General features: G+C 70.5%; 12 protein-coding genes. 8 read left to right on the forward strand and 4 right to left on the reverse strand.

The genetic code is table 11. From position 1 onward, the window contains the following. Positions 1-37: 37 nt before the first annotated feature. Complete coding sequence (locus tag Acy02nite_RS27610; RefSeq protein WP_239175260.1) at positions 38-895, reverse strand: SDR family NAD(P)-dependent oxidoreductase; 858 nt, start codon at positions 893-895, stop codon at positions 38-40. 168 nt (positions 896-1,063) lie between these two features. Here Acy02nite_RS27610 and Acy02nite_RS27615 point away from each other — a divergent pair, with 168 nt between their 5' ends. Both Acy02nite_RS27615 and Acy02nite_RS27620 read left to right on the forward strand, forming a co-directional pair. Then, positions 1,064-1,924, forward strand: coding sequence for a helix-turn-helix transcriptional regulator (locus Acy02nite_RS27615; protein WP_239175261.1), 861 nt, complete (start codon positions 1,064-1,066; stop codon positions 1,922-1,924). A gap of 143 nt (positions 1,925-2,067) precedes the next feature. Continuing rightward, positions 2,068-3,351, forward strand: coding sequence for an IS701 family transposase (locus Acy02nite_RS27620; RefSeq protein ID WP_203746205.1), 1,284 nt, complete (start codon positions 2,068-2,070; stop codon positions 3,349-3,351). Between the two features lie 21 nt (positions 3,352-3,372). On the opposite strand, the gene Acy02nite_RS27625 is transcribed toward Acy02nite_RS27620, so the two are convergent. Further along, entirely contained in the window at positions 3,373-4,062 is a 690-nt protein-coding gene (locus Acy02nite_RS27625) for a polysaccharide deacetylase family protein (protein WP_203745735.1), read from the reverse strand. Between the two features lie 123 nt (positions 4,063-4,185). Continuing rightward, positions 4,186-5,460, reverse strand: coding sequence for an ArgE/DapE family deacylase (locus Acy02nite_RS27630; protein WP_203745737.1), 1,275 nt, complete (start codon positions 5,458-5,460; stop codon positions 4,186-4,188). 93 nt (positions 5,461-5,553) lie between these two features. Between Acy02nite_RS27630 and Acy02nite_RS27635 the strand changes: the two genes are divergently transcribed. The 6 genes from Acy02nite_RS27635 to Acy02nite_RS27660 all read left to right on the forward strand — a co-directional run bounded on the left by Acy02nite_RS27635 (position 5,554) and on the right by Acy02nite_RS27660 (position 14,751). Continuing rightward, on the forward strand, positions 5,554-6,387 hold the full coding sequence (locus tag Acy02nite_RS27635) for an MEDS domain-containing protein (RefSeq protein WP_203745739.1): 834 nt from the start codon (positions 5,554-5,556) through the stop codon (positions 6,385-6,387). Next, positions 6,384-7,334 carry an anti-sigma factor RsbA family regulatory protein gene (locus Acy02nite_RS27640; protein ID WP_203745741.1) on the forward strand — a complete coding sequence of 317 codons (951 nt, stop codon included), beginning with the start codon at positions 6,384-6,386 and terminating at the stop codon, positions 7,332-7,334. The genes Acy02nite_RS27635 and Acy02nite_RS27640 overlap by 4 nt, the downstream gene beginning before the upstream one ends. Positions 7,335-7,655: 321 nt before the next feature. Beyond that, positions 7,656-9,116 (forward strand): FAD-dependent monooxygenase, encoded by a 1,461-nt coding sequence (locus Acy02nite_RS27645; RefSeq protein WP_203745743.1) that lies wholly within the window; start codon positions 7,656-7,658, stop codon positions 9,114-9,116. A 114-nt stretch (positions 9,117-9,230) separates the two neighbouring features. Continuing rightward, positions 9,231-10,487, forward strand: coding sequence for an RICIN domain-containing protein (locus Acy02nite_RS27650; RefSeq protein ID WP_239175262.1), 1,257 nt, complete (start codon positions 9,231-9,233; stop codon positions 10,485-10,487). Positions 10,488-10,630: 143 nt separating this feature from the next. After that, positions 10,631-11,521 (forward strand): hypothetical protein, encoded by an 891-nt coding sequence (locus Acy02nite_RS27655; protein WP_203745745.1) that lies wholly within the window; start codon positions 10,631-10,633, stop codon positions 11,519-11,521. 407 nt (positions 11,522-11,928) lie between these two features. Further along, entirely contained in the window at positions 11,929-14,751 is a 2,823-nt protein-coding gene (locus Acy02nite_RS27660; RefSeq protein WP_239175263.1) for a GH92 family glycosyl hydrolase, read from the forward strand. Positions 14,752-14,793: 42 nt separating this feature from the next. Here Acy02nite_RS27660 and Acy02nite_RS27665 read toward each other — a convergent pair whose 3' ends face one another. Beyond that, complete coding sequence (locus Acy02nite_RS27665) at positions 14,794-15,747, reverse strand: Acg family FMN-binding oxidoreductase (protein ID WP_203745754.1); 954 nt, start codon at positions 15,745-15,747, stop codon at positions 14,794-14,796. Positions 15,748-15,786 lie beyond the last annotated feature (39 nt).

The following is a 15,786-nucleotide window of genomic DNA, read 5'->3' on the forward strand; positions in this document are numbered from 1 at the left end:
CGACCACCCGCCCGGATCGTGGCAGGTCAGATCGCGTTCACTCAACCGACCCGGTGAGAGCCGCGGTGGCCTGCCACAGCTTCCTGGCGACGGTCGAGTCCTGTCCGGCGCGACCGGGCCTGCGGACGACCGGGTATCCCGTGAAGCTGAACAGACCGTCCGGGCCGACGTAGGCGTTGCCGGGGACGTCCTGGGTGGCCGCGTACAGCAGTGGCAGCGCCCCGTGCTCGACGTCCTGGACCAGGAACGGCAACCGGTTGACGATGTTCAGCTTCGAGTGGTCGACCAGCCCGGTCCTGGCTACGCCGGGGTGGGCGACGATCGAGCGGATCTGGCTGCCCGCCGCGGTCAGGCGGCGTTGCAGTTCCAGCGAGAACAGCACGACGGCGAGCTTGGACGACTCGTAGACGGCCAGCCCGTTGTACTTGCGGGTGCGCCAGTCGAGGTCGTCGAGGTGCAGCTTGCCGAAACGGTGCAGCTGACTGGAGACCGTCACGACGCGATCGGTCAGCCGGGGCAGCAGCAGGTTGGTGAGCAGGAACGGCCCGAAGTAGTTGGTCGTGGTCTGCAGGTCCAAGCCCTGCGGAGTACGTGCGGCGGGGATGTCCATCACCCCGGCGTTGTTGATCAGGACGTCGATGTCGCCGGTGTACGACTGCGCGAACGCCCGGATCGAGTCGAGATCGGATACGTCGAGGCGCCGGACATCGAGATCACCCGGCAGGCCGGCGACGGCCCGGCGGGCCTTGTCGACGTCGCGCACGGCCAGCACCACGTGGGCGCCGCTGCGGGCCAGCTCGCGGGTCGTGACCAGCCCGATTCCTCCGCCGGCGCCGGTGATCACTACCGTGGTGCCGGTCAGGTCCGGCAACTGGTCCGCGGTCCATCTGGTCATGAGAACTCCTCGAGTGCAAACGTGCCCGGCCTGTCGTCCTCCAGTAGAAGCGGCTCCGTGGCGGTGGATGAAGGACCTGCTCAGCCGCTGAACGGCAGGGCGTGGCTAACGGTCCCCGGCTGCCGGACGATGAGGCCGAGGCACGACGACGTTCGAGGTGGGAGCCCGATGGTGGACCTGACGCTGGACCGTGACGGCCTGGCCGCTTTCCTGCGTGTCCGGCGCGAGTCGTTGCAGCCCGAGGACGTCGGGCTGCGCCGTGGTGCCCGGCGGCGCACCGCCGGGTTGCGCCGCGAGGAAGTCGCCGAGCTGTGCGACATGTCGGCCGACTATCTGGCCCGGCTGGAACGGGGTAGTGGCTCTCAGCCGTCCCAGCAGATGGCTGCCGCGATCGCCCGGGGTCTGCGCCTGACCCCGGACGAGAGGGACCACCTCTTCCTGCTGTGCGGACACCGATCGCAGCCACGGCACCTGCGCGACGCGCACATCAGTCCCGGTCTGCTGCGCGTCATGGACCGGCTCCAGGACACCCCGGCGGAGATCGTGGGTCCGATCGGCGAGACGCTGCAGCAGACGCCGCCGGCGGTGGCACTGCTCGGCGACGAGACGCGGCACACCGGCCTGGCCCGCAGTGCCCTCTACCGGTGGTTCACCGACCCCACCGCCCGCGAGCGGTATCTGAGCGACGACCACGACCTGCACAGCCGGGTCTACGTCGCGATTCTGCGCGCCGGAGCGGCCGCGCAGGGTCCCGGGTCGCCGGCCGCCTCGCTGGTGGCCGAGCTGCAACACCGGAGCAAGGAGTTCGCTGAGCTGTGGAACCACCAGGAGGTGGGACTGCGGTGGAGCAGCGCCAAACGTTTCGTCCACCCCGAGGTCGGGCGCATCGACCTGTACTGCCAGACCCTTCTCGACCCCGATCAGGGGCAATCGTTGCTCATCTTCACCGCCACCCCCGGCACCGAGAGCCACGACAAACTCGCGCTGCTCGCCGTCCTCGGTGCCGACACGTTCGCCGATGGACCCTAGTACGGCAGCCGCCATTCGTGAGGTGACCTCGGGTGCCGCGGTAACGAGGACGGCCACCGCATGATCGTCTGTGCGTTGTGGACACAACATTCAACCTTGCGGTGGCCGAGAGCCACAGCGTAGAGCCTGCCCAGTGGCGGCGAATCATCGACCTGGTGACCGGCTCGTTCGCCGACCGGTTCGCCCGGGTCGAGCCCCGCCGGGCGGCTGCGGACTTTGTCACCGGTCTGCTCGCGGACCTACAGATCAAGACGTCCTGGCAGTTGGCGGAGCAGGCCGGACACGGCCGCCCGGACGCGATGCAGCGGCTGCTTTACCGGGCGAGATGGGACGCCGACGCGGTGCGTGACGACCTGCGGCAGGTCATCGTCGACCGGTTCGGTGACCCGGACGGGGTCCTGGTGGTCGACGAGACCGGCGACCTGAAGAAGGGCGTGCACACCGTCGGTGTCCAGCGGCAGTACACCGGCACGGCCGGGCGGATCGAGAACGCCCAGGTCGGCGTGTTCCTGGCCTACGCAAGCCGGCATGGTCACACTCTGATCGACCGGCGGGTCTACCTGCCGAAGTCCTGGACCGACGACCCCGGCCGGTGCGAACGGGCGGGCGTCCCGGACGACATCGCGTTCGCCACCCGCTCCGAACTGGCCGATGACATGATCACCGCTGCGGTCAATGCCCTGGTCCCGGCCCGATGGGTCGCTGCGGACGAGGCTTACGGCAACAACAGCCGACTCCGCAGCGAGCTGCGCAAACTCAGGCTGGGCTACGTCCTGGCGGTCTCCTGCGATCACCTCGTGCCGATCGACGCAGGCAAAACCCGCAGTCGCGCTGACCGGCTGGCCGCCGGTCTGCCCGCCACCGCGTGGACCCGGCGCAGTGCCGGCGACGGTTCGAAAGGACCACGGTTCTATGACTGGGCCTGGCTGGCCTACGTCGGCGCCGATGGTGACCCGGACGACGACGGCCGGCACAGTCTGCTGATCCGCCGCAACCATACGACCGGTGAGCTGGCCTTCTACCGCTGCTGGGCGCCGGGCCCGGTCACGCTCGCCCAGCTAGTACGGGTGGCGGGAGTTCGGTGGATCGTGGAGGAGAGTTTTCAGGCGGGAAAGGGCCAGGTCGGGCTGGACCAGCACCAAGTCCGCCGCTGGACGTCCTGGCACCGGTTCACCACCCTCGCCCTGGCAGCGCTTGCGGTCCTCGCGATCTGCGCCGCCGACGCCCGAACCGCGGACCGGCCCGCTCAGCCCGACATGATCGAACTGACCGTCAACGAGATCCGCCGCCTGATCAACGTCTTACTGATCCGGCCGACGCGCAGCATCGCCTACCGTTTGCGCTGGTCACACTGGCGGCGTCGACACCAGGCACGAGCCAGACGAGCCCACTATGCCCGCCGCCTCACCCTCGAACTCCAGCTATGATCACGAATGGCGGCTGCCGTACTAGGCCAGGACGAACGTGTAGCCCTTGGCCTTGAGGCGCCGGATGACGTCGTCGAGAGCGGCCACCGTCTGGCTGCGGTTGCCGCCGCCGTCGTGCATCAGGATCACCGCGCCGGGGCGGGTGCCGGTCACGGCGCGGTTCTCGATCGTCTTGGCGCCCGGCCGTGACCAGTCCCGCGTGTCGACGGTCCAGCCGAGAATGCGCAGCCCCTGGTTACGGACCACGATGCGGGTGCGGGCGTTGCTCGCGCCGTACGGGAATCGGAAGACCTTCGGCGTGCGGCCGGTCACCGCGCTGATCCGGTTCTGGGCCCGGACCACCTGCGAGCGGGCGGCGCTGTTGGACAGATCGGTGAAGTCCGGGTGGTTCCAGCTGTGGTCGCACAGCCGATGGCCCTCCCGGACGATCCGTTGGGCGGCCTTGCGGTACGTCCCGGCGTTCTGGCCGAGCATGCAGAACGTCGCCTTCACGTGGTACCGCTTCAGGATGTCGAGAACCTGAGGGGTGTACTTGGACGGTCCGTCGTCGAACGTCAGCGCGACAGTCTTGCGCGCGGCGGCGGCCGGATGCAGACCGAGAACGATCAGTTCGACCTCGGCGGGCGCCGCCGCGGCGCCGGTGGGCTGCCCACCGGCGACGATCAGAGTTCCGAGAACGACAGCCGCGAGGAACCGGGCAACGAAGCGCATAGCGAAATCCCCCTGTATCGCTGAGCGCTTATCGTCACCATCGATGGTTCAGCCGTCAATACGTCGTCGCATACCTGATGGACGACACCGAATGAACCGGGCATTCCACCGAGAGTTCGCGGGTCACCTGGTCCCGGCCGTGCGCAGGGTGGCCAGGACCAGAGCGCGGGCCACCGTGACGATCTCGCTGACGTTCACCTGTTCCCGCGGGCCATGGGCCAGGCGTACGTCGCCCGGGCCGTACTGCAGGGTCGGGATTCCCGCCCCGGCGTAGAGTCGCAGGTCACTGCCGTACGGCGCGCCCCGCTCCGCCGGCCGCGGACCGCCCGTGACGTCGGCGTGCGCGTCGGCGACCAGCGCCGCGAGCGGGTGCCCGGCCGGCAACCGTCCACTGGCGAACTGCCCACCGGGCCACGTCACGGTCGCCGGGTGCTCGCTGAGCCACGGGTCGCCGGAGCAGGCCTCGGCGACGCAGGCTTCCAGGTCGGCGCGCGCCAGGGCCGGGTCCTCCCCCAGCCGGACGCCGAGCCGCCCTTCGGCGACGAGCAGATCGGGCACGCTGCTGGCCCAGTCGCCGGATCGGACCGTGCCGACCGACAGCGGATAGGCGACGGGATACTCCGCCATCAGCGGGTCGGCACCGTCGTTGCGGCGTTCCTCCAGGCGCGCCAGGGCGTGGTGGATCGGCAGGTACGCGTCGATCGCGCTGACCCCGGCGTACCGGGTGCTGCCGTGCGTCGCCCGCCCCGGCACCTCGATACGGAACGTCAGCGCACCGGCGTTCGCGATCATCAGCGCGCCGCTGGTCGGCTCGGTGATGATGCACGCGTCCCCGGTGTGCCCGCGTTCCAGCGTGCCGAACGCGCCGAGCCCGCCGTCCTCCTCGCTGACCACGAAGTGCGTCGCCACCCGCCCGCGCAGCCGCACGCCGGCCGCGCGGACCGCCGCCAGGGCGGCCAGGATCGCCACCACGCCGGCCTTCATGTCGCATGCGCCCCGGCCGTGCACGACGTCGCCGGCCACCCTCGGCCGGAAGGGGTCCCCGGCCCACTGCGCGAGGTCCCCCGGCGGTACGACGTCGGCGTGCCCCTGCAGGACCAGCGTCGGCCCGTCGCCACTGTCCCGGGTGACGCCCACCAGCCCCCACGCCTCGGTCCGCGGTGCCTCCGTGCCGGGGAAACCGGCGTGCGCCCGCAGCCCGGGAAGATCCATGGACCACAGGTCGACGTCCAGGTCCAGCCGTCGCAGATGCCCGGCCAGCACGTGCTGCAGCTCGGACTCGGCGTCGGTTCCGGTCACGCTCGGCACGGCCAGCAGATCCAGCAGGGTTCCGGCGATCGCTGTCTCGTCCACCGCGGCCAGCGCGGCCGCCTCCACGTCGCTGATGTCCGCCGTCATCGCGGCACGCTCCCCGCCCGGATGTGTTTCCCCACGCCGGAGACCCTACGTTCCCGCGGGGCGGGCGTGAAGGTCACGAGGTAGGCTGCGACGATGCGGTTGTCGGGGGTCGTCGACACGGTCGGCGGGCTGGGCCTGCACGATCACGTCGGCTGGGCTTTCACCCTGGCCGACGACTTCCGCGCGATCGCCGGGCAGTTCCTCGCCGACGGGCTCTCCCGGCGGGAGCGGGTCATCTACGTCGCCGGCGCCGGGACCGGCGTGCCGGCCGGCCTGAACAGCGCCGTGGCCAGCGGTCAGGCCGAGGTCACCTCGGTCGCGGCGATGTATGGCGCGGGTGAGCCCGTCGAGGCGGAACGGCAGATCGGCACGTTCGCCGACGCGGTCGAGCGGGCGCTGGCCGACGGGTGGGCCGGGCTGCGGGTCGCGGCCGACGCCACCTCGCTCGTCCGCACCGAGCGGCAACGCGCCGCCTGGATGCGCTACGAGCACCTCGTCGACGCGTTCATCGCCGGGACGCCGATCGCCGGGCTGTGCGGGTTCGACCGCCGGGTCCTCGGCGAGGCGGCTCTGGCTGAGGTGTCGTGCCTGCATCCGGCGCTGACCCCGGATTCCAGCGAGTTCCGGCTCTACTCCGCGCCCGGCCCGGCCGCCGGGTTCGCGCTGGCCGGTGAGATCGACCCGGGCAACCGGCCAACCCTGGCCACCGTGCTGCGCGAGGCGCACCCGGCTCCGCGCGACGGCCGGATCACGGTCGACGCCACGGCGCTGACCTTCATCGACCACCGCAGCTTGGCCCTGCTCGCTGAGTACGCGACGGCCCGGGGCGTGACCGCGGTGGTCCAGGCACGGCCCGGCAGTGTGACGACGATGATCGCCGACCTCGTTCCGATGGGCGGTCTGGAAGTGCAGGTGGTGTCCCCATGAGATCCGGCGCGGCGGCGGGTCATCCCGGCTATTTCCACGAGACGGCGTTCTACGATTCCGCGGAGCAGTTCCTCGGCGTGATCGTGCCGTTCTTCGCCGACGGACTGGCCGCGGGCGAGCCCGTGATCTCCGCGTTCGCCCCGGGGAACCAGAGCCTGGTCCGGGACGTCTTCGGCACCGGCAGCGGCATCCGGTTCCTCGACGGCGGCGAGCACTACTCCCGGCCGGCCACCGCTATCCGGGGCTACCAGGCGCTCTTCGGGGAGTATGTGACGCGCGGCGCCCCGCAGATCCGCGTGGCCGGCGACGTCCCGCACCCCGGGCTCGGCGCGCCGTGGGACTGGTGGGCGCGGTATGAGGCCGTCGTCAACCACGCCTACCACGACTTCCCGGTGTGGGGCATCTGCCCGTACGACACCCGCACCGCCCCGGCGGACGTCGTCGCCGAGGTCCGCCGCACCCACCCGCACGTCGCGAACGCGCACCGGCACACCGACAACCCGGCGTTCGAGGATCCGGCCGAGTTCTTGCGCGCCCGCTCGGACACCTGGCGCGACCCGCTCGAGCAGGGCCGGCCCGCTCTGGAGGTGACCGGGCCGACCACCGCGCAGGCACGGGCCACCGTCGCCCGGGCCGCCGGTGACCTGCCCGCCGAGGATCTCAACGGCCTGCTCCTGGCGGTGAGCGAGGCGGTCACCAACGCGCTGATCCACGGGCTGGCGCCGGTCACCCTGCGGGTCTGGCCGGGGCCGCGGCGCGTCGTCGTGACCGTGACCGACGCGGGGCCCGGGCCCCGGGCGCCCTACGCCGGTCTGCTGCCCGCGGAACGGCCGGCCGGCAACGGCGGGCTCGGTTTGTGGATCAGTCATCAGATGTGCGCGTTCGTCGGCATGCACCGTGGGCGGGAGGGCTTCACCATCCGCCTCATCGCCGGCGACCTGACCTGAGCTCCTGGGCCTGTCGCGGTCCCGGTTGCGCGCTTCGGGCGGAACCAGCAGCGGGGGTTGCGCGGGATCCGCACCGGGCGGAACGCCGCGGGCCGCGGGTCGCGGTGCGTCGTGCTGCTGAACAGCACGGCTCCCGGGCGCGTCATGTCGCTGGACAGGACGGCGCTCGGGCTTGTAGTTTGCTGGCGACCGTGACACCACCCGGGGAGGTGAGATCCATGACCGTTGCAACGACGTGGGTGCTCCCCCTGCCGTCACGGCCGGGCGGCTGACGTAAGGGTCGCCGGGAGCGCCGAAACGCACTCCCGAAAGGCACGACCCATGTTTGACGTGATCATCGCCGGCTGTGGTCCGACCGGCGCGACACTCGCCGCCGAATTGCGACTTCATGACGTACGGGTTCTGGTCCTGGACAAGGAGACCGAGCCCGCTTCGTCGGTCCGCATCGTCGGCCTGCACACCCGCAGCCTCGAACTGATGGCCATGCGCGGCCTGCTGGAACGCGTTCTCGAGCAGGGGCGGCGACGACCGGCGGGCGCCTACTTCGCCGCGATCGACAAACCCGCGCCGGCGGATCTGGACTCCCCGTACGCGATGCTGCTCGGCATCCCGCAGCCGGTCATCGTCCGGCTCCTCGAGGAGCATGCGACGGCTCGGGGCGCACAGATCCGGCGCGGGGTGACGCTGACCGCTTTCGAGCAGGACGACGACGGGGTGACGGTCACGCTCACCGGTGGGGAGCAATGGCGTACGCGCTATCTCGTGGGTTGTGACGGCGCCCGCAGCACGGTCCGCAAACTGCTCGGCGTCGGTTTCCCCGGCGAGCCGTCACGCTCCGAGACGCTGATGGGCGAATTGGCGGCGAGCGCGCCGCCTCAGGAGATCGCGGCGAAGGTGGCCGGGATCCGGGAGACCGACAAACGGTTCATGGTCATGCCCGCCGGCCCCGGCTCCTATCGGGTCATCATTCCCGCCGCGGGTCTCGCCGGCCGCACGGAACCGCCCACGCTCGACGATTTCCGGCAGCAGTTGCGGGCGATCGCGGGAACGGATTTCGGTGTGCATTCCGCGCGCTGGCTGTCCCGTTTCGGCGACGCCACCCGGCTGGCCGACCGTTATCGGGTCGGGCGGGTCCTGCTGGCCGGCGACGCGGCGCACATCCACCCGCCCATCGGTGGGCAGGGCCTCAACCTGGGTGTCCAGGACGCGTTCAACCTGGGCTGGAAGCTGGCCGCTCAGGTCCGCGGGTGGGCGCCGGAGACACTGCTCGACTCCTACCACGCGGAACGCCATCCGGTCGCCGCGGACGTGCTGGACAACACCCGCGCCCAGACCGCGTTGCTGTCCGACGATCCGGGGGCGCGGGCCGCGCGGCGGCTGCTCACCGAGCTGATGGACTTCGACGAGGTGAACCGCCACCTGGTCGGGAAGATCAGCGGGATCGGCGTGCGTTACGACTTCGGCAAGGGTCCCGGCCTGCTCGGCCGCCGCCTGCCCGACCTCGACGTGAAGGACGGCCGTCTCTACGATCTGCTGCACCGGGGCCGCGGCCTGCTGCTGGACCGCACCGGGCGCCTGACCACCGGCGGCTGGTCGGACCGGGTCGACGAGCTCGCCGATCCGGCCGCGGCGCTGGACGTCCCGGCCGTCCTGGTGCGCCCCGACGGCCACGTGGCGTGGACCGGCGACGATCAACACGACCTGGAGCGGCAACTGGCCCGCTGGTTCGGCGAGGCCCGGATGGCGGACGTTCGGGGTGACGATTCGGACCGAGCGCATTAAGAAGATGTTTTAACTATTAGGACTGTTAACCTTGCGGCCGGACGCATCGATACCCGAGGATGTACGCCAAGCGGCGCCGCCCTCCCCCGCCCCTGCGTCCTCCGAGGTTTCCCCGTGGCCCGAAAGCTGCTCCACCGTGTCCTCGTAGCGACCCTCGCCCTGCTCACCACGGTCACCACCGGCCTGCTGGTGCGCAGTGGCGAGGCGGTCGCCGCCACCCCGTTCAAGGTGCTCGCGTTCTACAACGGCACCTGGGACGCCGCGCACATCGACTTCGACAAAGAGGCCCGGGACTGGTTCCCGAAGGCCGGCGCCCAGTACGGCTTCACCTGGGAGGCCACCACCGACTGGAGCCGGCTGAGCGCCACCGGCCTGGCCGGATACCAGGTGATCATGTTCCTGGACGACGGGCCACCGGCCGAGCGCCGCGCCGCCTTCCAGCAGTACGTGCAGAACGGCGGCGCCTTCCTCGGCTTCCACGTCAGCGCGTTCACCACCGAGGCGAGCTCGTGGAGCTGGTATTACAACACCTTCCTGGGCTCGGGGAACTTCGCCTCCAACACCTGGGGCCCGACCGCCGAGACGCTGCGGATCGAGGATCGCGGTCACCCGTCGACGGCCGGTCTCCCGGCGACCATTCAGTCGTCGGTCAGCGAATGGTATTCGTGGAGCAACGACCTGCGGCAGAACCCCGACATCGACATTCTCGCCTCGCTCGACGCATCCACGTTCCCGGTCGGCAGTGACCCGAACCAGCAGTGGCGCAGCGGTTTCTACCCGATCATGTGGACCAACAAGAATTACAAGATGTTGTACGCCAACTTCGGCCACAACGGCATGAACTACGACACCAATACGCGGACGTCGTCGACGTTCGAGAGTGCCCAGCAGAATCAGTGGCTGATTCAGGGGCTGCTCTGGCTGGGCGGCCAGAGCACGACCACACCCACCCCGGATTGGCACCCGCTGGTCAACAAGAACAGCGGCAAATGCGTCGACGCCCGTTCCGCCGGAACCACCAACGGCACCGCCATTCAGCAGTACACGTGTAACGGCTCCACCGCGCAGCAATACCAGCTGGCCCCCACGAGCAACGGTTACGTCCGCATCAACAATCGCGGCAACGCCACCCAGGCTCTCGACGTGACCGACGTTTCCACCGCCGACAATGCCAGAATCCAGACCTGGGCGTACGGCGGTGGCGCCAACCAGCAGTGGCAACCTGTCGACGAGGGCAACGGCTATTACCACCTGGTCAACCGCAACAGCGGCAAATGCCTGGACGTGCCCGCCGCGAGCAGCGCCGACAGCGTCCAACTCGTCCAGTACACCTGCAACGGAACGGCGGCCCAGAGCTTCCGCCTGCGGTGACCGCCGGCCGGTCGGTGGCCGAAGTTTCGCCGCACCACCGACCGGCACCAATCGCGATCGAAACGGTTCAATAGCCGCAGGTGAAATCCAGGTGAACAGCACTGCTACGCTGCCCGTTGCCTTACCCCAAGAAAGGACAACGGGTGAAGAGACTTTTGAGCATTGCGTCCGTTCTCGGACTCTCCATCGGAACCGCCATTGCGGCGGCGGCCCCCGCCTCCGCGGCCACCGACCGGACCGGCGCGGAACGGCTGAACATCCCGAACAGCAGCGCGTGCCGGGCCGGCCGCACCGTCCTGGAGGGCATGGTGGCGGGGCCGGGCGGCCAGCTCTACATCATCTTCTCCAAGGGCAGCGCCGGGGAGCCGGTCCTGTCCCGATGGCTGCGTGACGGCTCCACCTGGGACGGCGCGAGCTGGGTCTGCTCCGGGGCGCCGGTCTCCATGCCGGAGCTCGGCCACGGCAACGACCTCGCCTACAACCCGAATTACCTGGGTGGTGGCCCGGCGCTGATCGCCACGCAGGGAAGCCAGTCAGCGTTCCCGGACGACGACGTGACGATCGTGCACCTGGGCAGCGACGGATCGATCGGCTCCACGCAGGTCGTCGATCTGCCCACGGGCAACATCAGCGGTCTCTGCTACAGCGCGACGGCAGCCGGTGGCGCCGGCAAGTACGCCGCCCGCCGGCTCGGCAGCCTGTGGACCCACCCCGGTTCCGGCGCGCTGACCAGCGGCTGGACGCTGGTGAAGAGCAACCTGACGTACCACGACAATCGTTCCGACCAGGGCATCGACTGCTCCGAGAACTACATCTGGAACACCAACTCGATCAACACCAACACGCCGGACACCGGGTGGAACTGGGTCTACCAGTACAACTGGTCCGGCGGCGATGTGGAGAGCGACATCGGCATTCCGGGAAACAACCTGACCGACGAGATCGAGGACATCACCCACGTCGGCGGTGAGTTCTTCGTCGGCATCAACCGCAACGGCGGCCTCGCCGACTCCGTGAAGGTCCTCACCGAGTAGTTCCCGGCCACCACCCCGGTCGCCGTCCGCCAAGTGGACGCCACTCCCGGCATCTGGACGCGTCCCGGCCCGGCTGGCACTGAGGGTTGCATCAAGGCCGTTCAACACCCCTGAGCACCAGCCGAGAACGTTCGGCTGGTGCTCAGGGCTGTTTCGGAGCCGGTTTACAACCGTGAGCACCAGCCGGCGACCCCGCGCCTGCCCGCAAGACCAGCCCCGGCCGACTCGCCGGACCGCACGCCACCGCAACCGGCAGCCGCGGCCGCGGATCCCAGCGCGCCGGCGGGCCGTTCACGGAGCAGGGCGGTTGACACATCGAGATCAGTCGAATAAACCTTGTTTCCGATATGTGACTGACATCGATGTCACTGTGGAGGCGACGCGTGTTCAGATCCCGTACTGTCGCAATGCTCTTAGGGGTTGCCCTCTCCGTTCCGATCGGCGCCGCCGCAGCTCAGGCAGCACCCGCACCGCTCGTCAGCGATCCCGCCGCCTACGTCGACCCGTTCATCGGCACGACCAACCTCGGCAACACCTACCCGGGCGCGGTGACCCCGTTCGGCATGCTGGCGTGGAGCCCGCAGACGTCGCGCGGCAACCAGATCTCGACGCCGGCGCCGGGCGGCTACCAGTACACGGCCACCCGGATCCGGGGTTTCAGCCTGACCCATCTCAGCGGTGTCGGCTGCTCCGGCGCCAACGGTGACATCCCGGTCATGCCGCAGGTCGGTGACATCGCGGCCTCCCCCACCGCGGACGCGACCGACGCGACGTTCGCCAGCACGTTCGCGCACGCCAACGAGTCGGCGAAACCCGGTTACTACGCGGTCAAGCTCGACAGCGGCGCCGGGGCGGAGCTGACCGCGACGCCGCGCACCGGCGACGGCCGGTTCACGTTCCCCGCGGACAAGCCGGCCAGCCTGCTGTTCCGTACGTCGTTGTCGGAGACCGGCAGTGAGGACGCGACGGTCCACCTCGACCCTGCCACCCGGACGGTGACCGGCTCGGTGAGCGCCGGGAACTTCTGCGGGCCGCAGAGCACCAACAACAGCCACGCCTACTACACGCTGCACTTCGTCGCGGTGCTCGATCAGCCGTTCGCGGCGACCGGCACCTGGAAGGACGGGACGCTCACGCCGGGCGGCACCGACGAGACCGGCGGCAGCGGGTACAGCACGACCGGGCGCCCGAACGCCGGCAAGGGCTCCGGCGGGTACGTGACGTTCGCGCCCGGCACGACCAGCGTCGGCATGCGCGTGGCGATCTCGTACGTGAGCCTCGACGGCGCCCGCGCGAACCTGGCCCGGGAGAGCGGCACGCGCAGCTTCGAGCAGATCGCCGACGCGGCACGGGCAGCGTGGACGAGCAAGCTGAAGAAGATCGCGATCGGTGGCGGGACCGAGGCGCAGCGGCGCACGTTCTACACCGCGCTCTACCACGCGCAGCTCGAGCCGACGCTGACCAGTGACGTCGACGGCAGGTACATGGGCGCGGACGGGACGGCCCACGCCGTACGCGGGAAGCAACGCGCCCAGTACGGAACGTTCTCCGGGTGGGACGTCTACCGCGCTCAGGTGCAGTTGCTGGCGCTCCTGGACCCGTCGATGGCGAGCGATTTCGCCCAGTCGCTCTACAACTACGCGGGTCAGCGCGACGGCGAGTGGGACCGGTGGCTGCTGGTGCACGGCAAGACCGCGGTGATGTCGGGCGATCCGTCCGCGGCGGCGATCGCGGCCATGCACGCCTTCGGCGCCCGGGACTTCGACGTCAAAGGCGCGTTCCATTCCCTGGTACGGGCGGCGACCGTCCCGACCGCGAACGACTCCAGCGATGCCGGCTGCAACGTGGAGTGCGTCGGTCAACGGCCCGCGCTCGACAAGTATCTGCAGCTCGGTTACGTCCCCGCCGACGACTGCCACTGCTGGGGTGGCGCCGCCGAGACCCTGGAGGACGCCGCCGCGGACTACGGGCTCTCCCGGCTCGCCGGGGCGCTGGGTGACCGTACCAACGAGAAGCTCTTCCTGAGCCGATCGAAGAACTGGCGCAACGTGTACGACCCGGACGCGAAGGCCGACCCGGGTCTGGAGCACAACGTCCGCGAGCAGATCGCGACGATCACGGCGAGCGGCGAGAACGGGACGGCCGAGGGCAAGGCCAAGGCGTTCGACGGGGACAAGGGCACGAAGTGGCTCACGTTCGCGACGACCGCCTGGATCCAGGCGCAGCTCGAGCAACCGCAGACCGTGACGACGTACGCGCTGACCTCCGGAAACGACGAGCCGGGACGTGACCCGAAGGACTGGGAACTGCTCGGCAGCGACAACGGGACCGACTGGACCGTGGTCGACAAGCAGAGCGGGCAGACGTTCGCGCAACGCGGGCAGACCGTCGAGTACCCGGTGGCCGATCCGAAGCCGCACCTGTACTACCGGCTGAACGTCACCGCGAACGGCGGCGAGGACATCGTGCAGCTCGCCGAGCTCGAACTGGCCGACCCGGCCGTGCCGACACCGGTCCCGTCGGACGGGCCGTTCACCGGCTGGATGCGCGACCGGTACGCCGACGGGACGTGGGCGCCCGGGTTCAGCCCGTCGACCGGGACCGGGTTCGTCGAGGGCAGCAGCGCCCAGTACACCTGGATGGTCTATTCCGACGTGCTCGGGCTGGCCCAGGCCATGGGCGGGACCGCGAAGGCGGCCGAGCGGCTCGACGCGTTCTTCCGCAAGCCAGACGGGACGTTCGACCTGAGCGCGACGAGCAGCACCCGGTTCGACGCCACCAACGAGCCGGACATCCAGACGCCGTACCTCTACAACTACTTCGGGCAGGCGTACAAGACGCAGGAGACGGTGAAGGCGATCATCGACGGGCGCTGGAGCGACGGCACCGGCGGGATCCCCGGCAACGACGACGCGGGGACGATGAGCGCCTGGTACGTGTTCTCCGCGCTCGGCCTCTACCCGACGGTCCCGACCCGGGCGGAGCTGGCGCTGACGACGCCACTGTTCCCGCGCGCGGTCGTGCACCTGGCCGGCGGGAAGACCCTGCGGATCGACGCGCCGGGCGACGGCCTCTACGTCAAGGGCCTGCAGCTCGACGGCAAGCCCCGGTCGAAGGCCTGGCTGCCGGCGTCGGCCGTGCGCGACGGCGGCCACCTCGTCTACACCAGGTCGGCGACCCCGGACCTGGTCTGGGGCTCCCGCCCCTCGGACGCGCCGCCGCAGAACTAGCGAGGACGGGGGAGGTTTCCGGCCTCCCCCGCCGCTCGTCGGTCAGCTCAGGACGTCGGTGACGTCCCGGCGCGGCGTCGTCTGCCCGGCGGCGCCGTAGCCGATGCGCAGGGCCAGCTGCGGATAGCCGTTGCGGCTCAGCGAGCGGCGCAGCTGGTCACGGGCGGTCGGCACCTCGATCGGCTGGGAGATCATCGAGGCGGCCAGCCCGGCGTCGGTCACCGTCAGCAGCACCTTCTGCAGCGCCTGGCCCGCGATGACCTGGTCGGCCGGCAGGTCACCGGCGACACCGAGGATGGCGACCAGCGGCTCGGGCTCGTAGTCCCGGCCGGGCCCGCGGCGCCGGTTGCCGAAGATGCGCTGCGGGAGCAGGTCGTGCGACTCCGGCAGTGGCCCACCGGCGCTCACCGGGATGCCGTCGGGCGCGTCGTCGGCGTGCAGCCAGGCGATCAGCTCGGCCTGGTAGCGGTCGTCGCGGCGCAGCACCCGGTCGGCGCTGCCGGCCACCTCGGAGAAGCCGGCCAGCGCGGTCATGCCGACCAGCAGGTCGAGCCAGGCCGATTCGCTGTGGGCGGCCTCGATGAGCCGGATCCGGGTGCCGGACGGCACCGGGTCGGGCCAGAACGGCGCCCGGTTGCTGTGCCGGTGCGCAATCGCGGCGTGCAGTGCCTGCTCGGCGTAGGTCGCCGGGCGCTCCGGCCCCGGGCTCAGCCGGACCAGCAGCTCCGGCTCGGCGGGCGACGGACGCACGTCCACCTCGGCGGGCCGCCCGCGCATCGCCAGGGCGAGACGGGCGTTGTAGGCGGCAGCGCCGCAGGCCAGGCGGGTCGCCCAGCCGGTGCGGTCCGCCACGGGAAGCTGCCGGGCCGGGTCCGCGAGGATCTCGACGGCGCCGTCCCGCAGGCGGAACAACCACGGCTGGCTGTTGTGCATCGAGGGCGCCCGGATGCCGGCGCTTGCCGCCGCGCGCAGGTCCGCGTTGTCGTAGCCGTTCACAGCGGTTCTCCTTAGCGCCGGCCGGGCACCTGAGCGAGG

Source organism: Actinoplanes cyaneus (genome assembly GCF_016862095.1).
Taxonomy (GTDB): domain Bacteria; phylum Actinomycetota; class Actinomycetes; order Mycobacteriales; family Micromonosporaceae; genus Actinoplanes; species Actinoplanes cyaneus.

What these genes read in the sequence shown, in the direction of transcription:
- Acy02nite_RS27610 (WP_239175260.1), bottom strand. Translation starts at nt 895, where the DNA reads ATGACCAGATGGACCGCGGACCAGTTGCCGGACCTGACCGGCACCACG.
- Acy02nite_RS27615 (WP_239175261.1), top strand. Translation starts at nt 1,064, where the DNA reads ATGGTGGACCTGACGCTGGACCGTGACGGCCTGGCCGCTTTCCTGCGT.
- Acy02nite_RS27625 (WP_203745735.1), bottom strand. Translation starts at nt 4,062, where the DNA reads ATGCGCTTCGTTGCCCGGTTCCTCGCGGCTGTCGTTCTCGGAACTCTG.
- Acy02nite_RS27630 (WP_203745737.1), bottom strand. Translation starts at nt 5,460, where the DNA reads ATGACGGCGGACATCAGCGACGTGGAGGCGGCCGCGCTGGCCGCGGTG.
- Acy02nite_RS27635 (WP_203745739.1), top strand. Translation starts at nt 5,554, where the DNA reads ATGCGGTTGTCGGGGGTCGTCGACACGGTCGGCGGGCTGGGCCTGCAC.
- Acy02nite_RS27640 (WP_203745741.1), top strand. Translation starts at nt 6,384, where the DNA reads ATGAGATCCGGCGCGGCGGCGGGTCATCCCGGCTATTTCCACGAGACG.
- Acy02nite_RS27645 (WP_203745743.1), top strand. Translation starts at nt 7,656, where the DNA reads ATGTTTGACGTGATCATCGCCGGCTGTGGTCCGACCGGCGCGACACTC.
- Acy02nite_RS27660 (WP_239175263.1), top strand. Translation starts at nt 11,929, where the DNA reads ATGCTCTTAGGGGTTGCCCTCTCCGTTCCGATCGGCGCCGCCGCAGCT.